At 32.3% G+C, this 19,877-nt stretch carries 9 protein-coding genes; all 9 read left to right on the forward strand.

Features of this window, described 5'->3' with window-relative positions; all coding sequences use genetic code 11:
• Nucleotides 1–105 precede the first annotated feature (105 nt).
• The 9 genes from ACH5TW_RS09640 to ACH5TW_RS09680 all read left to right on the forward strand — a co-directional run bounded on the left by ACH5TW_RS09640 (nt 106) and on the right by ACH5TW_RS09680 (nt 19,815).
• Nucleotides 106–2,889: a helix-turn-helix and ligand-binding sensor domain-containing protein gene (locus ACH5TW_RS09640; RefSeq protein WP_439336289.1), complete on the forward strand. Its 2,784-nt coding sequence runs from the start codon at nt 106–108 to the stop codon at nt 2,887–2,889.
• Between the two features lie 229 nt (nt 2,890–3,118).
• Nucleotides 3,119–6,145 carry a SusC/RagA family TonB-linked outer membrane protein gene (locus ACH5TW_RS09645; RefSeq protein WP_439336290.1) on the forward strand — a complete coding sequence of 1,009 codons (3,027 nt, stop codon included), beginning with the start codon at nt 3,119–3,121 and terminating at the stop codon, nt 6,143–6,145.
• A 9-nt stretch (nt 6,146–6,154) separates the two neighbouring features.
• Entirely contained in the window at nt 6,155–7,657 is a 1,503-nt protein-coding gene (locus ACH5TW_RS09650; protein WP_439336291.1) for a RagB/SusD family nutrient uptake outer membrane protein, read from the forward strand.
• An 11-nt stretch (nt 7,658–7,668) separates the two neighbouring features.
• Entirely contained in the window at nt 7,669–9,864 is a 2,196-nt protein-coding gene (locus tag ACH5TW_RS09655; protein ID WP_439336292.1) for a PKD domain-containing protein, read from the forward strand.
• 12 nt (nt 9,865–9,876) lie between these two features.
• Entirely contained in the window at nt 9,877–10,833 is a 957-nt protein-coding gene (locus ACH5TW_RS09660; RefSeq protein ID WP_439336293.1) for a PKD domain-containing protein, read from the forward strand.
• Nucleotides 10,834–11,510: 677 nt separating this feature from the next.
• Nucleotides 11,511–14,660 carry a glycoside hydrolase family 2 TIM barrel-domain containing protein gene (locus ACH5TW_RS09665; RefSeq protein ID WP_439336294.1) on the forward strand — a complete coding sequence of 1,050 codons (3,150 nt, stop codon included), beginning with the start codon at nt 11,511–11,513 and terminating at the stop codon, nt 14,658–14,660.
• 12 nt (nt 14,661–14,672) lie between these two features.
• On the forward strand, nt 14,673–16,088 hold the full coding sequence (locus tag ACH5TW_RS09670) for a carbohydrate-binding protein (RefSeq protein ID WP_439336295.1): 1,416 nt from the start codon (nt 14,673–14,675) through the stop codon (nt 16,086–16,088).
• Nucleotides 16,089–16,121: 33 nt separating this feature from the next.
• Nucleotides 16,122–17,021, forward strand: a complete 900-nt coding sequence (locus ACH5TW_RS09675; protein WP_439336296.1) for a glycoside hydrolase family 16 protein — start codon at nt 16,122–16,124, stop codon at nt 17,019–17,021.
• A 10-nt stretch (nt 17,022–17,031) separates the two neighbouring features.
• Nucleotides 17,032–19,815: a PKD domain-containing protein gene (locus tag ACH5TW_RS09680; protein ID WP_439336297.1), complete on the forward strand. Its 2,784-nt coding sequence runs from the start codon at nt 17,032–17,034 to the stop codon at nt 19,813–19,815.
• Nucleotides 19,816–19,877: the final 62 nt, after the last annotated feature.

Below are 19,877 nucleotides of genomic sequence, written 5' to 3' on the forward strand. Positions count from 1 at the left end.
ACAAAAACCATACAATTTATATTTAATCCCTTATTTTAAAAGGTTTTAATCTATATTAGTAGCATAACATTTATTTTTATTTAAATGAAAAATGCTATTCTATTCATGAGGTTAGTGTGTTTTTTAGCTTTTATTAGTTTGAAAGCTCAAGAGCAACCTCCAATTCAAATTTATTATCCAAATGATTATGGTGCTGAAACACAAAATTGGTCTATAACCCAATCTAAAGATAAATATATTTATGTTGCCAATAATAAAGGTTTATTAGAATTTAATGGTTCAGAATGGCAATTATATAATTCACCCAATCAATCTATAATACGCTCAGTAAATATTATAGACGATATTATTTATACAGGTTGTAATCAAGAGTTTGGTTATTGGCAAAAGAACGATTTAGGTGTATTATTTTATACTTCATTATCAAAAGAATTAAATATAGAATTTATTGAGGATGAAGAATTTTGGAACATCATTAGTTTAGATGATTCTATTTTATTTCAATCTTTAAACAGAATTTATATTTATCACAAAAACGATCAGTCTTTTGATGTTATAGCATCTGAAACTTTAATTCATAAAATATTTAAAGTTTCAGATGCTATATATTTTCAAAAGGCTAAAGATGGTTTATATACTATAGAAAAAGGACAGGCTAAATTAGTTTCTAATCATGATATAATTAATGATAATTTGATGGTTAACATGTTTTTTCATGATAATAAACTATTAATAGAAACAGAATCTAATGGATTTTATATTCTGGAAGAAAACAATACACTTTTAAAATGGAATATAGAAGCGAACCCCTTACTTTCTAAAGTTAGTGTTTATAGAAGTACACAACTAAAAGATAAGAGTTTTTTACTAGGTACACGATCTAATGGTATTATTCATATAACTGTTAACGGAGAGATAGATTATCAAACTAATATTACCAATGGTTTAAGTAATAATTCCATTCATTATGTATTTGAAGATTTTGATAATAACATATGGCTCGCTTTAAATAATGGAATTAACTGTGTAAATATTAAATCTCCTTTTACCATTTACAATGATAAAGATGGAAAAATTGGTACCGTTTATACGTCTATTGTTTTTAATAACAATATATATTTAGGCACTAACCAAGGTTTATTTTATAAAATTTTAGATTCCAAAGATGAGTTTAAATTTATTAAAAATTCTCAAGGAGCTGTTTGGAGTTTAAATGAAATTAATAATCAATTGTTTTGCGGTCACGATTCAGGAACATTTATTATTAATAACGACAAAATTGAAAAAATTGCAGACATACAAGGTACTTGGAGTATTAAGCCAATAAGTAAAAATTTATTATTACAAGGTAATTATGATGGCTTGTATATAATTGAAAGAAAGAATAATAGCTGGATTTTAAAAAATAAAATTGAAGGGTTTAATTTTTCTAGTAAGTTTTTTGAAATTACTGGAAATAAAATTTTGGTAAGTCATGAATATAAAGGTGTTTTTATTCTTGAAGTAAATAATGATTTTACAAAAATTATTAAAACCAATAAAAATTTAAATGTTGATAAAGAACTAAATTCTAGTTTAGCTAACTATAATAATAATATTTATTATAGCTATAGTAAAGGTGTTTTTAAATATGATAGTAACTTTAATTCTTTTGTAAAAGATTCTCTTTTAAGCACTATTTTAGATAAAGAAAATTACACGTCAGGAAAACTTGTTTTTAGTAAACAAGCAAATACATTATGGGGTTTTTCTAAAAACAATTTAAACTATGTAATTACAAGTAAATTAAGTGACAAGCTAAAATTTAATAAAATATCTTTTTCTGAATCTTTTCCTGTAGGTCAAACAGGATATGAAAATATTACTTATATAAATGATGAAACATATTTAATAGGAACGTCTTCAGGTTATTTACTATTAGACTTAAATAAAATACCTAATAAAAATTATAATATTTCTATTAATTCAATTATTGAAACAGATTTAAATTCTCCTCCTAAAATTATTAATAAAGAAAGTGAAGGATTTTTTAAAAATAATGAGAATAATTTTCAGTTTAGTTACAGTGTTCCTGAGTTTGAAAAATCTTTAGGTACTAAGTATCAATATAAATTATTAGGCATGTATCCTAAATGGAGTGAGTGGTCTCAAGAATCTAAAGTTTATTTTAAAAACCTTCCGCATGGCGATTATATTTTTAATGTTCGGGCTAAAACAGGTAATAACGTTAGTACTAATGTAGCGTCTTATAGTTTTAATATTGAAAGACCATGGTTTTTATCAAACTTATTTATTACAATTTATATTCTTATTGTTTTGTTGTTTTCATTATTTATGCACAATGTGTACAAACGCTATTACAGAAAACAAAGAGAAAAGTTATTACAAAAAGCAATGCGAGATTTAGAGTTAAAAGAACTTGAAAATAAGCAACAGTTAATGCGTTTTAATAATGATAATTTAAGAAAAAACATAGAAAATAAAAACCGTGAACTTGGTATTTCAACAATGAGTTTAATTAAAAAGAATGAGTTTTTAAATAATATTAAAAAGGAGCTTAAAAATGCCGATGATACTAATAATACAATAAAGTATGTTATTAAAATAATTGATAAAAATTTAAATAATACAGATGATTGGAATTTGTTTCAAGAAGCCTTTAATAATGCCGATAAAGATTTTCTTAAAATAATTAAAGCAGAACATCCATCGCTTACCTCAAACGATTTAAGATTATGTGCTTATTTACGTTTAAATTTATCTTCAAAAGAAATTGCGCCTTTGCTTAATATATCACCAAGAAGTGTAGAGGTTAAACGTTACAGATTACGTAAAAAAATGAATTTAGCCCATGAGTCAAGCCTAACAGATTATATTTTGGAAATTTAGACATATAACACATTTAATTTTTACCTATACAAAAGCACAACATTGTTGTGTTTTTTTGTTTTAAAGGTTATTTCTTTAAATGCAGTATTCTTAAAAACCCTTGTAATTGTTAGTATTTTAATAAAATTTATATGTTTTTTTTATCATGTATGTTTTTTGTTGAGGTAAAAATTTATAAATTAACAATTAGTAGGATTAGTTTTATGGAAACTAAACAAACTATATTAAAATGAGGCAAACACTCTTAAAAATTTTAACCTTATTCTTTTTTGCATACGCTAGTGGGCAGAGTAAAGATATAAGTGGAAATGTTCAAGACAATACAGGATTCCCTATACCAGGAGTTAATGTATTAGTAAAGGACACAAGTAAAGGAGCGGTATCAGATTTTGATGGTAATTTTATAATTACCAATGTCGAAGTAGGTACAACTCTATCATTTAGTTACATCGGGTATATAACAAAAGAAATTGTTATAACTGATTATACTAAATTAACGATTCAATTAGAAGAAGATCTCGCTCAATTAGACGAGGTTATTGTAATTGGATATGGAACTCAAACCAAAAAGGAAATTACCGGAGCGGTAAGTGTGGTTTCTAGTGAAAGCATTGAAGCTTTAAAGCCAACACGAATTGAACAAGCATTACAAGGTCAAGTTGCTGGGGTTAATATCACAACTAATACAGGGTCTCCTGGAGGAGCTTCTACCATTAGTATTCGTGGTGTATCTACAAATGGTGATAGTAGGCCTTTAATATTAGTTGATGGTAATGTTGTTGAAGACCTTAGTGTAATAAATCCAAATGACATTGAAAGTATGAATATACTTAAAGATGCAACAGCTGGTATTTATGGTGTAAGAGCTGCAAACGGTGTCATTCTTATTACTACAAAAACAGGTAGAAAAGAAATGCCACTTACTGTTCAATATGATGCCTACACTGGTTTTCAGGAAACAACACGTAAAATGCCTGTATTGAATGCTTCGGAATATGGTGCTATTATAAATGAAGCCTTTGCTGCTGGTGGCAATACACCACCATATGATAATTTATCTGTTTTAGGTGTTGGTACAGATTGGCAAGATGAAATATTTCAAACAGCTCAGATAAATAGCCATAATATTTCATTTAGAGCAGGTAAAGAAAAATCTTCATATTCCTATAGTGGTTCATTTTTAACTCAAGATGGTATTGTTGGTGGGCCAAAATCAAATTTCACCCGTTTTACAAATACTTTAAATTATAATTTAGATTTTCTAGATAATTTTAAATTCAAGACGGGAATTACATTAACTAGAACAAGTAAAAGAAACCTTCCAGAAAACTCCAATGCATCGGTACTATTTAATGCGCTAAATATGGCGCCAACGTTTTCGGTATATGATGAAAATGGCGATTATACAAAAGCCGAAGGCTTAGGAGCTGAGATTATTAATCCTAAAGCTCAAATTGATAATAATTATAATCGTAATAGTGTAATGAAACTTAATGGTTTTGCTGGTTTATCTTATAACTTTTTAGAGCATTTTACGGCAGAAGCAAATATTCAATTTAATTATGCTGAAGTAGATGAGTTTTCTTTTAGCCCAATAGTTGATTATGGAATTGGTAAGGTGTTTAATAATATAAGAAGCGGTGTTTCTGAAGGCTTTGATATTTATAGAGATTATACTTTCGATGGTTTTATCAAATACCAAAATACCTTTAATGATGTACATAAGTTAAATGTTCTTTTAGGAACCTCTGTTTTTAAATCCACAGGTGTATTTTCTGGAGCTTCAGCTTCAGATATTATAGATAATGATATAAGAAACGCTAGTGTTGAAAAAGGTTTTGATCAAGAAAATGAATATGCTGAATTAGGTCGTAATCCTACCTTTGACGCTAGACTATTATCTTATTTTACAAGAGTACAATATGATTATAAAGGTAAATACTTGTTTTCTGGGGTTTTGCGTAGAGATGGGTCAACAAGGTTTGGTCCTGGTAATAAGTTTGGTTATTTTCCTTCTGGTTCTATAGGATGGGTGGCATCAGATGAAGATTTCTTAAGTGATAATAACTTTTTCGATTTATTAAAGTTTAGAGCATCTTATGGAATTTTAGGAAACGATAGAATTGGAGATTATAGATTTGTATCCTTACTTTCAGGAGAAGGAACGTATTTCTTTGGAGGAAATGATAGAGACAATGAATACTTCGGAAAAGCAAGTGGCCCTATTTCAAACCCAGAAATAAAATGGGAAAAACAAAAAACATTAGACATAGGTGTAGATATGCGCATATTAGATAATAAGGTAGATATTACTGCCGATTATTTCAAAAGAAGAACAGAAGACTTATTAGTATCACCATTTGTATCAGGATTATTAGGTACTGGAGCACCGCCGTTTGTAAACGCTGGTATAGTTGAAAATACAGGACTTGAATTTGCAATTGGGTATTCAGATAATTTTAGTGAAGACTTTAAATTTAGTATTAAGTATAATGTTACTTATATTAAAAACGAAGTAGTATCAGTAAGTGGAGATGGAGAGTATATTGAAGGTGGTAAATTTGGAATTTCACAACCGGCACCTTCTAGAATGGAAGCAGGCTTCCCGTTAGGATATTTTGCGGGATATCAAACGGCTGGTGTATTTCAAACTCAAGAAGAGATAGACAACTCAGCGGTGGGAGCTATTGAACCACAACCGGGAGATTTTAAGTTTGTAGATCAAGATGGTAATGGAATTATTGATTTAGAAGATCGAGTAAATTTAGGAAAGCCACTTCCAGATGCTACTATGGGACTTAATATTTCATTTGATTATAAAGACTGGGATTTTGCAGCTTATGCATTTGCATCTCTTGGGAATGATATTGTTAGAAACTATGAGCGTAATCAAAATTTAGTAAATAAACCAAGTACCTATTTAGACCGTTGGACGGGTTCTGGCACAAGTAATACTAATCCTAGAGTAGCTATTGGAGCTAGTCCGAATACTGTGTTTTCAGACTTTTACGTAGAAGATGGTTCTTTTGTAAGATTGCAAAATGCTCAACTGGGTTATACATTTAATAACGATTCTGAAGATTCGCTAATAAAGAAATGCCGAATTTATATTTCAGGAAGTAACTTATTCACATTAACTAAATATAATGGATATGATCCTACGGCAGGAACTGGTGCTCCAATTGGAGGCGGAATTGACCAAGGATTTTACCCAACAGCTCGCACATTTTTATTAGGTGTTAACGTAAAAATTTAATTAAGTATTATGAAAAATTTAAAAATTATATATATCCTATTTGTAAGTGTTATTACTATGTCATGTAGTGATTCGTTTGTAAATGTGGATTCAGAAGACGAAAATTCTGAAGCCTTTTTTAATACAGAAAAGGATTACCAAGACGCACTGGTAGCTGCTTATGATTATTTACAAACAACTTCAAGAAATTTTCAATGGGCAGAAATAGCATCAGATAATAGTTTATGTGGGGGAGAAAGTGCAACAGACTCTCCTGCCATTCAACAAATAGACGATATGATTCATTCTGAGATTGGTCAAAGTAATCCCCCTATTGATGGTGGAGGTCTTGGTAATATTTGGCAATATATGTTTGAAGGTATAAATAGGTGTAATTATATTATGGAATTTCAAGATAATTTAGAATTTCCATCTAAAACAAGTGTTCTAGCGCAAACACGTTTTTTAAGAGCTTATTATTATTTTGAATTGGTTAAATGGTTTGGAGATGTACCATTAGCGATTGATAAACGCATACAGTTTGGAGATCAGTTTACCTTAGAAAGAACAATAAAATCAGAGGTTTATGCATCAATTGAAGCCGACTTAATTTTTGCCGCCAATAATTTGGACTATACAGTAATTGAAACAGGTAGAGTTACAAAAGGAGCGGCACAAGCTTTATTAGGCAAAGCATATTTATATCAAGATAAATTTACTGATGCTGCTACTGTTTTAGAAGATTTAATAAATAATGGACCTCACCGATTATTAACAACTGCTGAGTACCCTGATTTGTTTGAACGATATAACGAAAATAATACTGAATCTATTTTTGAAATTCAGTATTCAGACGTAGATGGTGGAAGTTTTGAATGTTTTCAATGTCTAGAAGGTAATTATACCTCATATTTTAATGGACCAAGAGATTTTGTAGACTCTGAAGGTTTCTTTGATGGTGGATATAGTTTTAATGTCCCAACACAAGATGCGGTAGATGCTTTTGAAGATGGTGACATTCGTCTAGAATATTCCATTCTTGATATAGAGAAATATATTGAAGAACACCCAGGATCCTCTTATAACCCAAATGCAGGATACGAACAAACGGGTTATTTTAATAGAAAAATAATGGCTAGAAAAGGCGATCTTAATAACGCTGATGCTGCACTTACAAACCCCGATAATTATAGAGCAATAAGATATGCAGATGTTTTACTAATGGCAGCTGAAGCTTTGAATAGAGGAAATATTAGCGATTCAAGAGCCAGAGATTACTTAAACGAAGTGCGTAATAGAGCAACTTTAGGAGATGTATTAACATCTGGTTCTAATTTAACCAATGATATTTGGAAAGAACGTCGTGTTGAATTAGTTGGCGAAGGACATCGCTTCTTCGATTTGGTTAGAACTGATAGAGCAGAAGGCACAATTCCTGGTTTCTCAAAAGCCAAAGGACATGAGCTTTTTCCAATACCTGTTGAGGAAATAATATTAACAGGAAATAGATGGGAACAAAATCCTGGATACTAAAAAAAAAAGATATGAAAACATTAAAATATATATTTAGAATAACAATGGTATTTCTTCTTTTAGGGAGTTGTACCGAAGACGCTAATGATTTGAGTTTTATTGACTCTGTTGTTGCTCCTACAGAAGTGTCGGCTGTTTTTAAAATTACACAAGACAATACTGGCTTGGTTACTATAACGCCAAATGCTGTTGGCGCATCAAATTATAATATTACTTATGGAGATGCTACTACAGAAGCTGTTAATGTAATTCAAGGTGAGAGTACATCGCATATTTATGAAGAAGGCACTTATTCTGTTAAAATAGAAGCTGTTGGTTTAAGTGGATTAAAATCTGAGGTTACTAAAGAACTTTTAGTTTCTTTTAAAGCACCTGAAAATTTAGTTGTCACAATTGAGAACGATCCAGCAATATCTAAACAAGTAAATGTTACTGCAACGGCAGATTTTGCCGTGAGTTTTGAAGTGTATTTTGGAGAAACCGTTGAGAATGATCTAGTAATAGGAAACATTGGAGATACTGTAAATTATACATATCAAGATGCAGGCACCTATACTATTAGAATAGTAGTAATGGGCGGAGCTATTGAAACTACTGAATATACAGAAGAGTTTATTGTAACAGCAATTTTACAACCACTAGCATCTGCTAAAGCACCTCCTTTTAGACAAGTATCAGATGTTATAGGTGTCTTTAGCGATAAACTAAATTATGAATATGACCTTTCAAATGATTTCTTCCCATACTGGGATCAAGGAGCCGATTGGAATGTTGGCGAATTTTTAATTGATGAAGATAAAATACTACGATATACAGGGTTAACATACCAAGGTATACAACTAGCAGCTAATATTGATGCGTCTGGTATGGAGTTTTTACATATAGATATTTGGACAGCCGATGATAATAATGCAAAGCTATCACCTATAAGTGCTTCAACAGGAGAGAAAGCATTCGATTTAGATTTAACAGCAAACCAGTGGACATCGTTCGATATTCCTTTATCATATTTTACCGATTTAGGTTTAAGTATGGCTGATATTGCTCAATTTAAATTTGATGGAGCACCTGCTGGAGGAACCATATTTGTGGATAATATTTATTTCTGGAGAGCACCGTCTAGTTACACACCATTACTTTTTGACGATTTTGAAGGAAATGGAAATATTACATTATGGGCAGGAGATCAAGCAGGTATGGATAATGCTTTTGTAAATCCATATGTTAATGCTAATAATTTTTCTGAAACTGTTTTAGAATATAAAGATACAGGAGGGCAATATGCAAATGTTCAATTTGTAGCAGATGGAAAGTTTGATTTATCAGGAGGGAAAAGTGTTTTTTCTTTAAAAGTTTATGTACCGTCTACAGGTATTACAGGGGCTCAAGAAAACAAAATTTCTTTAAAACTTCAAAATAGTGAATTAGGACCGAATGTATGGCAAACTCAAACTGAAATTATAAAACCAATTGTTTTAGACACATGGCAAGTAATTACTTTCGATTTTGAGAATGATGACTGGATAAATTTAAATTTTAATGGTATTGATCCAGATCCAGTTGATAGATTAGATTTAGATAAAGTTGTGATTCAGGTTAATGGAGAAAATAATTTTGATAATGTGACAGCTTATATTGATGATTTTAATTACGGTACTACACCACCAGCAGATAGTCCTCCTTTTGCAAGAGATGGTTTTGAAGGTAATGGAACTATTACAACATGGTTTGGCGACTCTGCAGGCTTAAATACTGCTTTTGCAAATCCATTTGTTGATGCTAATAATAATTCTGCTACTGTATTAGAGTATCAAGACACTGGAGGGCAATATGCCAATGTTCAGTTTACAGTTTCTCCTAAATTTGATTTAGTTGCTAAGAGTAAATTTACTTTGAAAGTATATGTGCCGTCTTCTGGTATTACTGGAAGTCAAGAAAATAAAATTTCTTTAAAACTTCAAAATAGCGAATTAGGGCCGAATGTATGGCAAACTCAAACAGAGATTATTAAACCAATTCTTTTAGACACTTGGCAGGAAATTACTTTTGATTTTGTAAATGATGATTGGGTAAACTTAAATTTTAATGGTATTGATCCTGACCCAATAGATAGAACAGATTTAGATAAAGTTGTTATTCAAGTTAATGGAGAAAACAATTTTGATAATGTAGTAGCTTATATAGATAATTTCAACTATCATAATTAAAAATTTAAAAAAATGAAAAACATAAAATATATAATAGGAATTTTTCTTTCTACTTTATTACTCTTTAGTAGCTGTCAAGATGATGAAGGTACGATTGGAGATATAATAGCGCCAAGTAATGTTATCATGTCTGCAGAAATTGTTGGTGTAGATAATAGTAATCCTAATGGAGATGGTTCTGGGTTTGTTAATTTTGTAGCAAGCGCAGACGGAGCAATAACATACAGATTTGATTTTGGTGATAATTCAAAGGTTATAGCTAATAATACAGGAGTTGTGAGTCATAGATTTAGTTTAACAGGTATTAATACCTATTCAGTTACAGTTATGGCTTCTGGTCGTGCTGGTATTACTACTACTAAAACGATGAATATCGATGTGTTTAGTTCATTTGAAGATGAAGAAGCTAAAGACTTTTTAAGTGGTGGTGCAGGAAACAGTAAGACATGGTACTGGGCAGCAGATAAAAGTGGAAATATTGGTTTAGGACCAAATGAAGTACAAGCTGGTGGTCAGCATACATTTCCAGATTGGTTTAATGCAGGTCCATGGTGGGATGACAAGTTATGTATGTATGATGCAGAGTTTGTTTTCACTCAATCTAGTGATGGAGAAGAAATAACTTTTGAGCAACTTAAAGAAATAGCTTATGTTAATGGAGACTATGCTAATATATTAGGTATTGATGGTAATATATGTTATGGCCTTGACATTGCTCCTACTCTAGTTGGAGTTAAGAACGTTAGTTTTACACCTTCATCTTCTATTGCAACAGAAGACGCTACTAACCCATCATATAGAGGAACGACTATAAATATTTCTGACGGCGGATTTATGTGTTGGTACGTAGGAGAAAGTTCGAGTGCTTTAGAAATTATCGAAATAACTGCTAATACATTAAAAGTTAGAGTTGAAGACGGGCCTCGTGCTTGGTATTGTTTTTTCCAAACCGAGAAACCAATCCAATAATAATATTATTTAGTTTTATTTATGGGGATAAAACGTTATAAACTAATGTTTGTCCCCTTTTTAATTAGATCATAATTATTGTAAATACAATTAAGTTGTGTTGTAATTTCTATGTAAAATTATGAAGTAATTTATCATGATAGGTATATCACTAAATTGTCTTTAGGTTTTAAATAATGCTATTATCTTATTCCGTTAATAATTAAATGTTGTGATGCTTTATCGTTTTTAAGATTATTAAAAAGCTTATAAATCAATACTTAAACCCTTATTATTTTTTAAGTAAATTTAGTAGTGTATAGTTAATATAAGTATTAATTAATTAACATAATCTTTAATAATTAAGAAGAGCAATAGTATGAATATATACAACACGTATATTTTTTACCTATACAATACCACAACAAATCCTGTTTAATAAAACTTAAGAGGTTTCTTAAAAGCCCATATATTCTTATAAAAACACTTGTGTTGTTAGGGTTTTATTAAAAATATCATGATTATTTTATAGTGTATGTTTTTTGTTGAGGTCTTTTTTGATGATTTCACAATTTGACTCTCTAATTTTATATAAAACAAATCACCACCTAATCTGTGTTGTTAATAAGTTTCTTTTTTCAAAAAAACGACACAAGTTAGAATTAGTTTAAGACTAACTCAAATAATTAAATAAGACTATGAAAAACAATTTTCTAAGATTCGTACTTTTTTTATTTACAGTAACTGCCCTTGCGCAGTCTGATAATGTATCAGTTGTAAGTAATGAAAAAGGCATGAAATTAGTAGTTAATGGAAAAGATTTTATGATTAATGGTATGAATTGGGATTATATTCCAATTGGAACAAATACTGTTAATGCTAATTTCTGGAAAAAGTCCGACGATGTAATTAAAGCAGGACTTGATACCGAAATGTCTCTTCTTAAGAACATGAACGTTAATGTAATTCGTCAATATACTGGCGTTCCAGCAAAATGGATTCGGTATATATATGAGAATTACGGCATTTACACCATGCTTAATCATTCTTTTGGCCGTTATGGTTTAACATTAGATGGCGTTTGGACTCCTGTTACAATTTATTCAGAACCTCGTACTCAAGAGTTTCTATTAGCAGAGATGAAAGCATTAGTTGAAGGTTATAAAAATACACCCGGACTATTATTGTACTTATTAGGTAACGAAAATAATTATGGTCTTTTTTGGGCAGGTGCAGAAACGGAAGATTTTCCAGATGATGAAGGAAAAATAAATTTCATAGGAGAATCTCGTGGAAGGCCCATGTATAAATTGATGAATGAGGCTGCAAAAATGATGAAAGCTATGGATACTTCTCATCCTGTGGCTATTTGTAATGGAGATGTTTTATTTATAGATATTGTTGCAGATGAATGTAAAGATGTTGATATATATGGAGTAAATTCTTATCGTGGTCCATCATTTACTGATATGTTCGATGTGGTAAAGGAAAAACTTAATATGCCAATTATGTTTACCGAATTTGGAGCAGATGCTTTTAATGAAATTGAAAAAAAAGAAGATCAGTTTTCACAAGCATATTATATGGTAGAAAACTGGAAAGAAATTTATCAAAATGCTGCTGGTTTTGATAAATCAGATATTTCTATTGGAGGTTTTACATTTCAATTTAGTGATGGTTGGTGGAAATACGGTTTTGATGATAGAAAAAATGCCGATGTACATGATAACAATGCGTCATGGGCTAACGGCGGTTATGCCAGAGATTTAGCGCCAGGAGAAAACAACATGAATGAAGAGTGGTTTGGTATTTGTGCAAAAGGGCCAACCAGCGATCGAGGATTATACGATTTGTATCCACGTGCTGCATATTATGCTTTAAAAGAAGCACATCAGTTAAATCCTTATAGAGAAGGTGTTACATCTGAATTCGTAAAAAACCATTTTGAAAACATTCAATTAATGGATGCTGTATTAAAAGCTAGAGGAGATAAAGCAGCTTTAAAAGGAAATAGTTCAGATAAAATTAGACTTAGTAATTTAAGAGCTGAGTTTACAACTTTCAATACAGGAGGTAATTTAATTACAACGCCTAGTAATGCCGACCCTAATGGCTCAACATATCCAAATAAGTTAGGTTTCGATCACATGCAGTCATATTTCATTGGAGTTGAGGGAAACCCTAGTTCTAATATGAAAGCTAGTGTTAATTTTAATGTTCTTGGTAATGTTGCTGAAAACCCTATAGATGAAATTTTTTATGAAAATACTGGACGCCCTTTTTCTGTAAATACAGATGAAGGAAATGTAGATATTACAGACCCTAATCGAGTAAAAGTATATAATGCTGAATTTGAGTGGAAAGCTAAAGATTTTGATTTAAGAGGTTTTTATAGAACAGGACATTACCATTGGGGATACGAAGGCGATTTCTTTGGTTTATATCCACAAGCTAATTATGGACCAAATTTAGATATATATAACGGAGAAATTTTAGGTTTTGAAGTAGATGGTAAAAAAGAACTAAAGGGATTAAAGGCTGCTTTTGGACCACAACTTTGGTGGGGTGCTAATCCTGCTATATTGTTAAAATATGCTAAAAAACTAGGTCATTACGACCTTACAGCTGTGTATCATGAAGATATTGATGATGTTGGCGAAGCTGTAACGTCTATTGCTGTACCGCTTCCAAAAACACGTAGAGTAACACTTCATGCAAAAAGAGAACTTGGAGCATTCGAGATTGAAGCCGGTGGTATTTGGGGAGGACAACCTTTAAACGGAAGACAATTTCAAATTGCAGAAGGTCAACCAGGAAATTATATTATTTATAATGATAAAATTAATGAAAAAGATAACTGGGGAGCAAAAGCTAAAATAACCTTTCAAAAAGGATTATTTAACTGGTATGCTCAAGGAGCAACTATGGGGTTAGTTGCAAACGGAGGCGCAGATCAAACACAAACATTTACAGGTTGGAGACTTAAAGATTCTGGAAGTGGCAACCAAAATAACTTTCTTACTGGCTTCACATATACTATAGGGAATCTTCAAATTGCTCCTAACTTTTTATGGCAGAAACCAATTGTTGGCGCTATGCCTAATGATGTTAATGCACCTGGAAGACTTAGAAATATTCAAGACGATCCATTTGCTGTAAGAGGAAATAGAGAAACAACTGCTGGAGAAATTTTATTCACTTATGATCCTACTCCAGGTACTTGGATGTACGAGTGGGATAACGACCGACAAGAAGATGCTAAATTTGCTTTTAATTTAGGGTTTGTTTTTCGTCATCACCCAACAGCTCAAGACGCAGCTATTGGGTTTTTAGCAGATCGTACGTCTTTTGCTTTTCCTAATGCAGCGCCTGCTCAAGATTTATGGGAGGCACATACACGTATCGTATCTAAAGTAAGTCCAGACCTTGGTGTTATTGCAAACTTTTATGCTGGTAACGGACAAGCAAATGGTAGTGACGAAAGAATGATTAAACGTGTTGGAGGTGATATTAGATTAATATATAACAAGTTTAAACTAACCCATTCCTTTAAAATTAATGATTGGGGACCTTTCGATTATCATCGTGATTTCAACTTAACTTTTCCAGTACAACTTATGTTAGATTTATCTACTTCTATTGGTAAACAAGACTGGTTTCTTTTGCCAAACACAAAAATTGGTATTCGTGGTACATGGCGTTCGCTTAATGAGTTTTCTCCACGATACGCACCAAATGTTGTACCTCCTAATACATTTCCAGCTGTACCAACTATAAGTCCTGTTGGGTTTGGAGATGGTAACGAATGGGAAATAAGAACATATATACACATCAACATTGGAAAATAAAAATATAGAAAAATGAAAAATATAAAATTTATTTATTCAAAAATTATATTGCTCTCAGGGTTACTTTTAATAGTAACTACGAGTTGTGAAAGAGAAATTTCAGATGAGGTAGAGTTTGCCACTTTCGATAAAACAGGAGAAATTTTTACAGATTCACCTATTGGTCTTGGTAGCGATTTTTACTTTCCATTTCAAGGTTCTAAAGCAACCGCTTGGACTGTTGATGATAATGAAGGTTATGAAAGTCAGTCCTCAATGCGTTTTGATGTCCCTAATGCAAATGACCCCGAAGGAGGTTACGCAGGTGCTATATTTAGAGTAGATGGTGCTGGTAGAGATTTAACAGGATATGATGCCTTAACCTTTTGGGCGAAAGCATCTCAAGGAATAACTATTGGAGAAATGGGTTTTGGTACCGATTTTATAGATAATAAATACCAGGTAGGTAGTTCAAATGTAATGTTGTCTACAAATTGGGTTAAATACACTATTCCTATTCCAGACCCTTCAAAACTTACTGAAGAAAGAGGTTTATTTTGGTACTCGGCAGGAACACAAGATACGGATGGATTTGGTTATACTTTTTGGATTGACGATTTGAAATTTGAAAAATTAGGTACTATTGGGCAATCAAAACCAGTTATTTTAAATGGTGTTGATATAGAACAGATTGGTTTTACTGGAATTACGGTAGATTTAACAGGTTTAACACAAACCTTTAACTTGGGTTCTGGTATGAACACAACTATTAATGTTGCACCAAGCTATTATGATTTCTCATCTTCAGACCCAAGTGTAGCATCTGTAAATGGATTAGGAATTATAAGTATTGAAAAAACTGGAGAAGCTACAATATCAGCAAGTTTAGCTGGTGTGGAATCTACGGGCTCTTTAGCGCTTGAAGTTATTGGGGCTTTCGATTTTGCACCAACACCTCCTGTTCGTAATGCAGGTGATGTAATCTCAATATTTAGTGATGCATATAATAATGTTCCTGTAGATTATTATAACGGATTCTTTTTAGACGGTTTTCAAACCACAGAAGGTGGATCTCCTCCTTTAGATGTTAACGGCGATGCTATTATAAATTACACGAAATTAAATTTTGTGGGTATAGGAACCTTCCAAGATGTTGCTTCAGTTAATGCAACAAACATGACTCATCTTCATGTTGATATTAAAGTTAATGAAGCTATAAATACTGCTGATTTTATTACGTTAGAGTTGTTAAATTCTGTTGGTAATAATGAAACATCTGGCTCAGTTAGGTTTAATTCAGATGCATTTACTGCAGATGAGTGGGTTAGTTTAGATGTGCCACTTTCAGAATTTGGTTTAAGTGATTTATCTCAATTAGGCTTACTGTTTTTTATAACAGATGCTACTATATCAGACATATTTGTTGATAACATCTATTACTATAAATAAAGGAGCGTTTTAAAAACTTAAAAGATAAAGATTATGACAAATCAATATAAAATAAAAACAGAAAGCATATTTAAAAAAGGGCTCTTTTTGTTTGCTCTTTGCTTAGTAGCTTTAAGTTGCTCTACTGATGATAAGCAAACAGTAGCGAGGTTTACAGAATTAGTAATGGCAGAAGAGTTCAATACCGATGGTGTTCCTAACCCAGCAATTTGGGGTTATGATATTGGTGACGGAAGCGATACTCAAGCAGGAACTGGTTGGGGTAATGGAGAGTTACAATACTATACTAACCGTACTGAAAATGTAAAAGTAGAAAACGGTGTATTAGTCGTTACTGCTTTAAAAGAAGATTATAACGGCGCAACATATACTTCTGCAAGACTTTCAACAAAAGGATTGTTTGAACAAGCTTATGGTCGTTTTGAAGCACGAATTAGAGTACCAAGTGGTTCTGGTTTATGGCCAGCATTTTGGATGCTTGGAGCTAATTGTGGTGATGTAAATTGGCCACAATGTGGTGAAATTGATATTATGGAATATCGCAGGCAAGAACCAACTTCTGTTAGTGGAACGGTTCATGGCCCTGGTTACTCTGGTCTTACTATACCACAAGGACAAATTACAAAAGCCTACGATTTAGGGAATGACCGTTTTGATGCTGGTTTTCACATTTTTGGTATCGAGTGGGGTCCAGAATATATTAATTTCTATATAGACGATGTTCTGTATAATCAAATAACACCAGCCGATCTTGAGGTAACACCAGATGATGGTTCTGGAGTTTTAGGCGAGTGGGTTTTTAATAAACCATTCTATATAATAATCAACTTAGCTGTTGGAGGAGCCTTTCCTGGTTCTCCAGATAGCGATGAAACTTTTCCTCAAAGCATGCTAGTAGATTACGTAAGAGTATATAAAAATAGTAACAATTAATAAAAAGACTATGAAAACAATAATTAGAACATTCAAATATATTTCGATTTTAATCTTCGCTGTAACCTTAATGGGTTGTGAAGAAGAAGACACGGTTTTACCAAAAGTTGTTGCTGGTTTTACACACACAATTAATGCAGATACTGGTGTTGTAACTTTTATTAATATTTCAGAGCAAGCAACCAATTATAGTTGGGATTTTGGAGATGGAAAAAGTTCAACTCTTATTAATCCAGTAAAAGCTTATAAAGATGGAACATATACCATTGTATTAACAGCCTCAAATTCAGCAGGGAGTTCAGATGTTTTTCAAGATGAAATTACCATATTAATTCCATTAATAGCTACAGTACCTATTACTTTTGATGGTGAAAACACAAAGTATGATGCCGAAGTATTTAGCGGAGCTTCTTTCGAAATAGTTGATAATCCTGCACCAGGAGGGTCTAATCCAAATGCTTCAAAAGTAGGAGCAATTACAAATATAGGAGCAGAATATGAAGGTATTAGTTTTGATTTAGGTTCAGATCTAGATTTAACAACAGATAAAAGTATTTCAATTAATTTTTGGGCTGATGCACCTGTTAATGTTTTATTAAAATTAGAAGAAGGAACAGGAGAAAATATTGAAAAAACTGCTAGTCATGGTGGTTCAGGATGGGAAACAATTATTTTTAGTTTTAATGCTTCAGATGAGTATTCAAGATTAACCTTATTTGTTGATGGCCCAGGAACTACTGCTGGCACTTTTTATGTTGATGATATAAATCAAATAGAAACGCCATTAGCATGTACAGATGAAGATATGCAATCTCTAAGTGGTTCAGATCTTAACATAACGTTTATGGCTGATCTAGCATCGGAAAAGGTTATTTCTGAGGGAACTACTTTTGAAACGATTGATAATCCAGATTTCGACAATGATATTAATAAATCTTGTAGAGTAGCGAAAATCACTAAATTAAATCAAAACCCATGGGATAATAATCAAATAGATTTAGATTCTAAATTAGATTTTAATGCTAATGAGGGTTTAAAAATAAAAGTGTGGTCTGCTAGAGAAAACACTGAAGTTAGAATTAAATTAGAAGAAATTGGTAATAAAGACAATAATTTCGAAACTTTTTTAACAACATCTGTAACTAGTGGATGGGAAGAATTAACATTTCCATTTTCAAGCGCAGAGAGTGGCAGATTTGATAAAATTGTTATTTTCTTCGATTTAAATGCTGAAAACACAGATACCTATTATTTTGACGATTTAATGTTATATGGTACTGGCACTGGTGGCGGTGGCGGAGGTGTATTTGATGATGGTTTACTTACTAACGGTGATTTTGAAACAGGTGATGGAACGGCATGGTATGGTAATGCTCTTGATGTTCGAACTGAAGGAGACAATAGTTTTGCTTTTGCAGACGTTGGAACACCGTTACCGGCTAATGCTTTCGAAATTAATATAAGTCAAAAAGGAATAGAGATGATTCCTGGTAAGACTTATAAATTTACTTTTGATGCTTCATCTGATGGAAACCGAACTATTATTGCAGGAATAGGAGATACTTTTGGCGATTTCAAAAGTGTAGACAGAGTAGTTAACTTAACAGCACAAACACAGACATTTACATATGATCTTGTAGCAGCCGATATTATTGGTGGTTTAGATAATCGTGTTTTATTTGATTTAGGAGGAGATACAGGTGTTGTCGTTATTGATAATGTATCCCTTTTCTGTTTAGATTGTGACTCTGGTGGCGGAGGAGGTGGTACCTCTAGTGGTTTTCCTTTAAATTTTGAAGATGGTGTTAATATTTTTAGTCCTTTTGAAGGCGCTACAGTAGGTGTTATAAATAATCCTCAACCTACAGGGAATACTTCTTCCAAAGTTTTAGAATTAATTAAGCCATCTGGAACGCCTTTTTATGCTGGTGTTAATTCTAGTCAAGGACTTGGAGGTCCATTAGTAAACTTAGGTAATGGCATGGTATTTACAATGAAAATCTGGTCGCCAAAACCAAATATTCAGGTTAGAGCGCGTTTAGAGCAGGAGCCAGGTGTTATAGATCCTCCTGCTTATCAAATTTTCCAAACACTTGCTAATGCAAATGAGTGGGTTACTTTAACTTTTGACTTTTCAGATCAAGCAATGTCTAGTTATACCTATACAAGACTTGTTATAAATACAGATTGGGATAATGGTGGCGATGGACAACCAATTTATATTGATGATATTGAACAATCTGGAGCTACCAACGGTGGTGGTTCAGGTGGAGGTACCGGCGGTGGCGGAGGAACTGTTGATGGTGGTTTAACCAATAATGGCGATTTTGAAACTGGTGATACAACGGGTTATACCATTTTTGATGCTCAAGGAGGCGTTTTTACAGTCACTAATGAAGAAGCTCAAAGTGGTACTTATTCTGGCAAACTTGTGGCAGGAGAAGGTAAAGAAATTGTTATAAAGCAAGCTAATATAAACAGCGATCCAGCCATTGGAACAGGTGTTTCCGTAACAATTTCATTCGACTTAAAAGGATCGTTAGAGGGAGCTGGAGGCGTTGTTTTTGCAGAATTTTTCTCTGAGAAAAGTCCAGAAGGCGTTTCAAAAGCTGAAATTCTTAGTGGCGGACCTCTTACCCCAACAGATACTTGGACCAATTATACCTATACCACAACTACGGGCGACGATGTAAGTGGTGGTGTAACCTTGCAACTCAAGGCAGCTTGTGGAGCCGTTTCAGGTTGTGGTGTTATAGCATACTTTGATAATATCTCAGTTACAATAAACCAATAATTAAATATTAAAAAAGGTTAGCGCAAGCTTTCTTATTAGCTAACCTTTTTTATTAATCATGA

It is taken from the genome of Thalassobellus sediminis (assembly GCF_044386045.1).
GTDB lineage: Bacteria > Bacteroidota > Bacteroidia > Flavobacteriales > Flavobacteriaceae > Thalassobellus > Thalassobellus sediminis.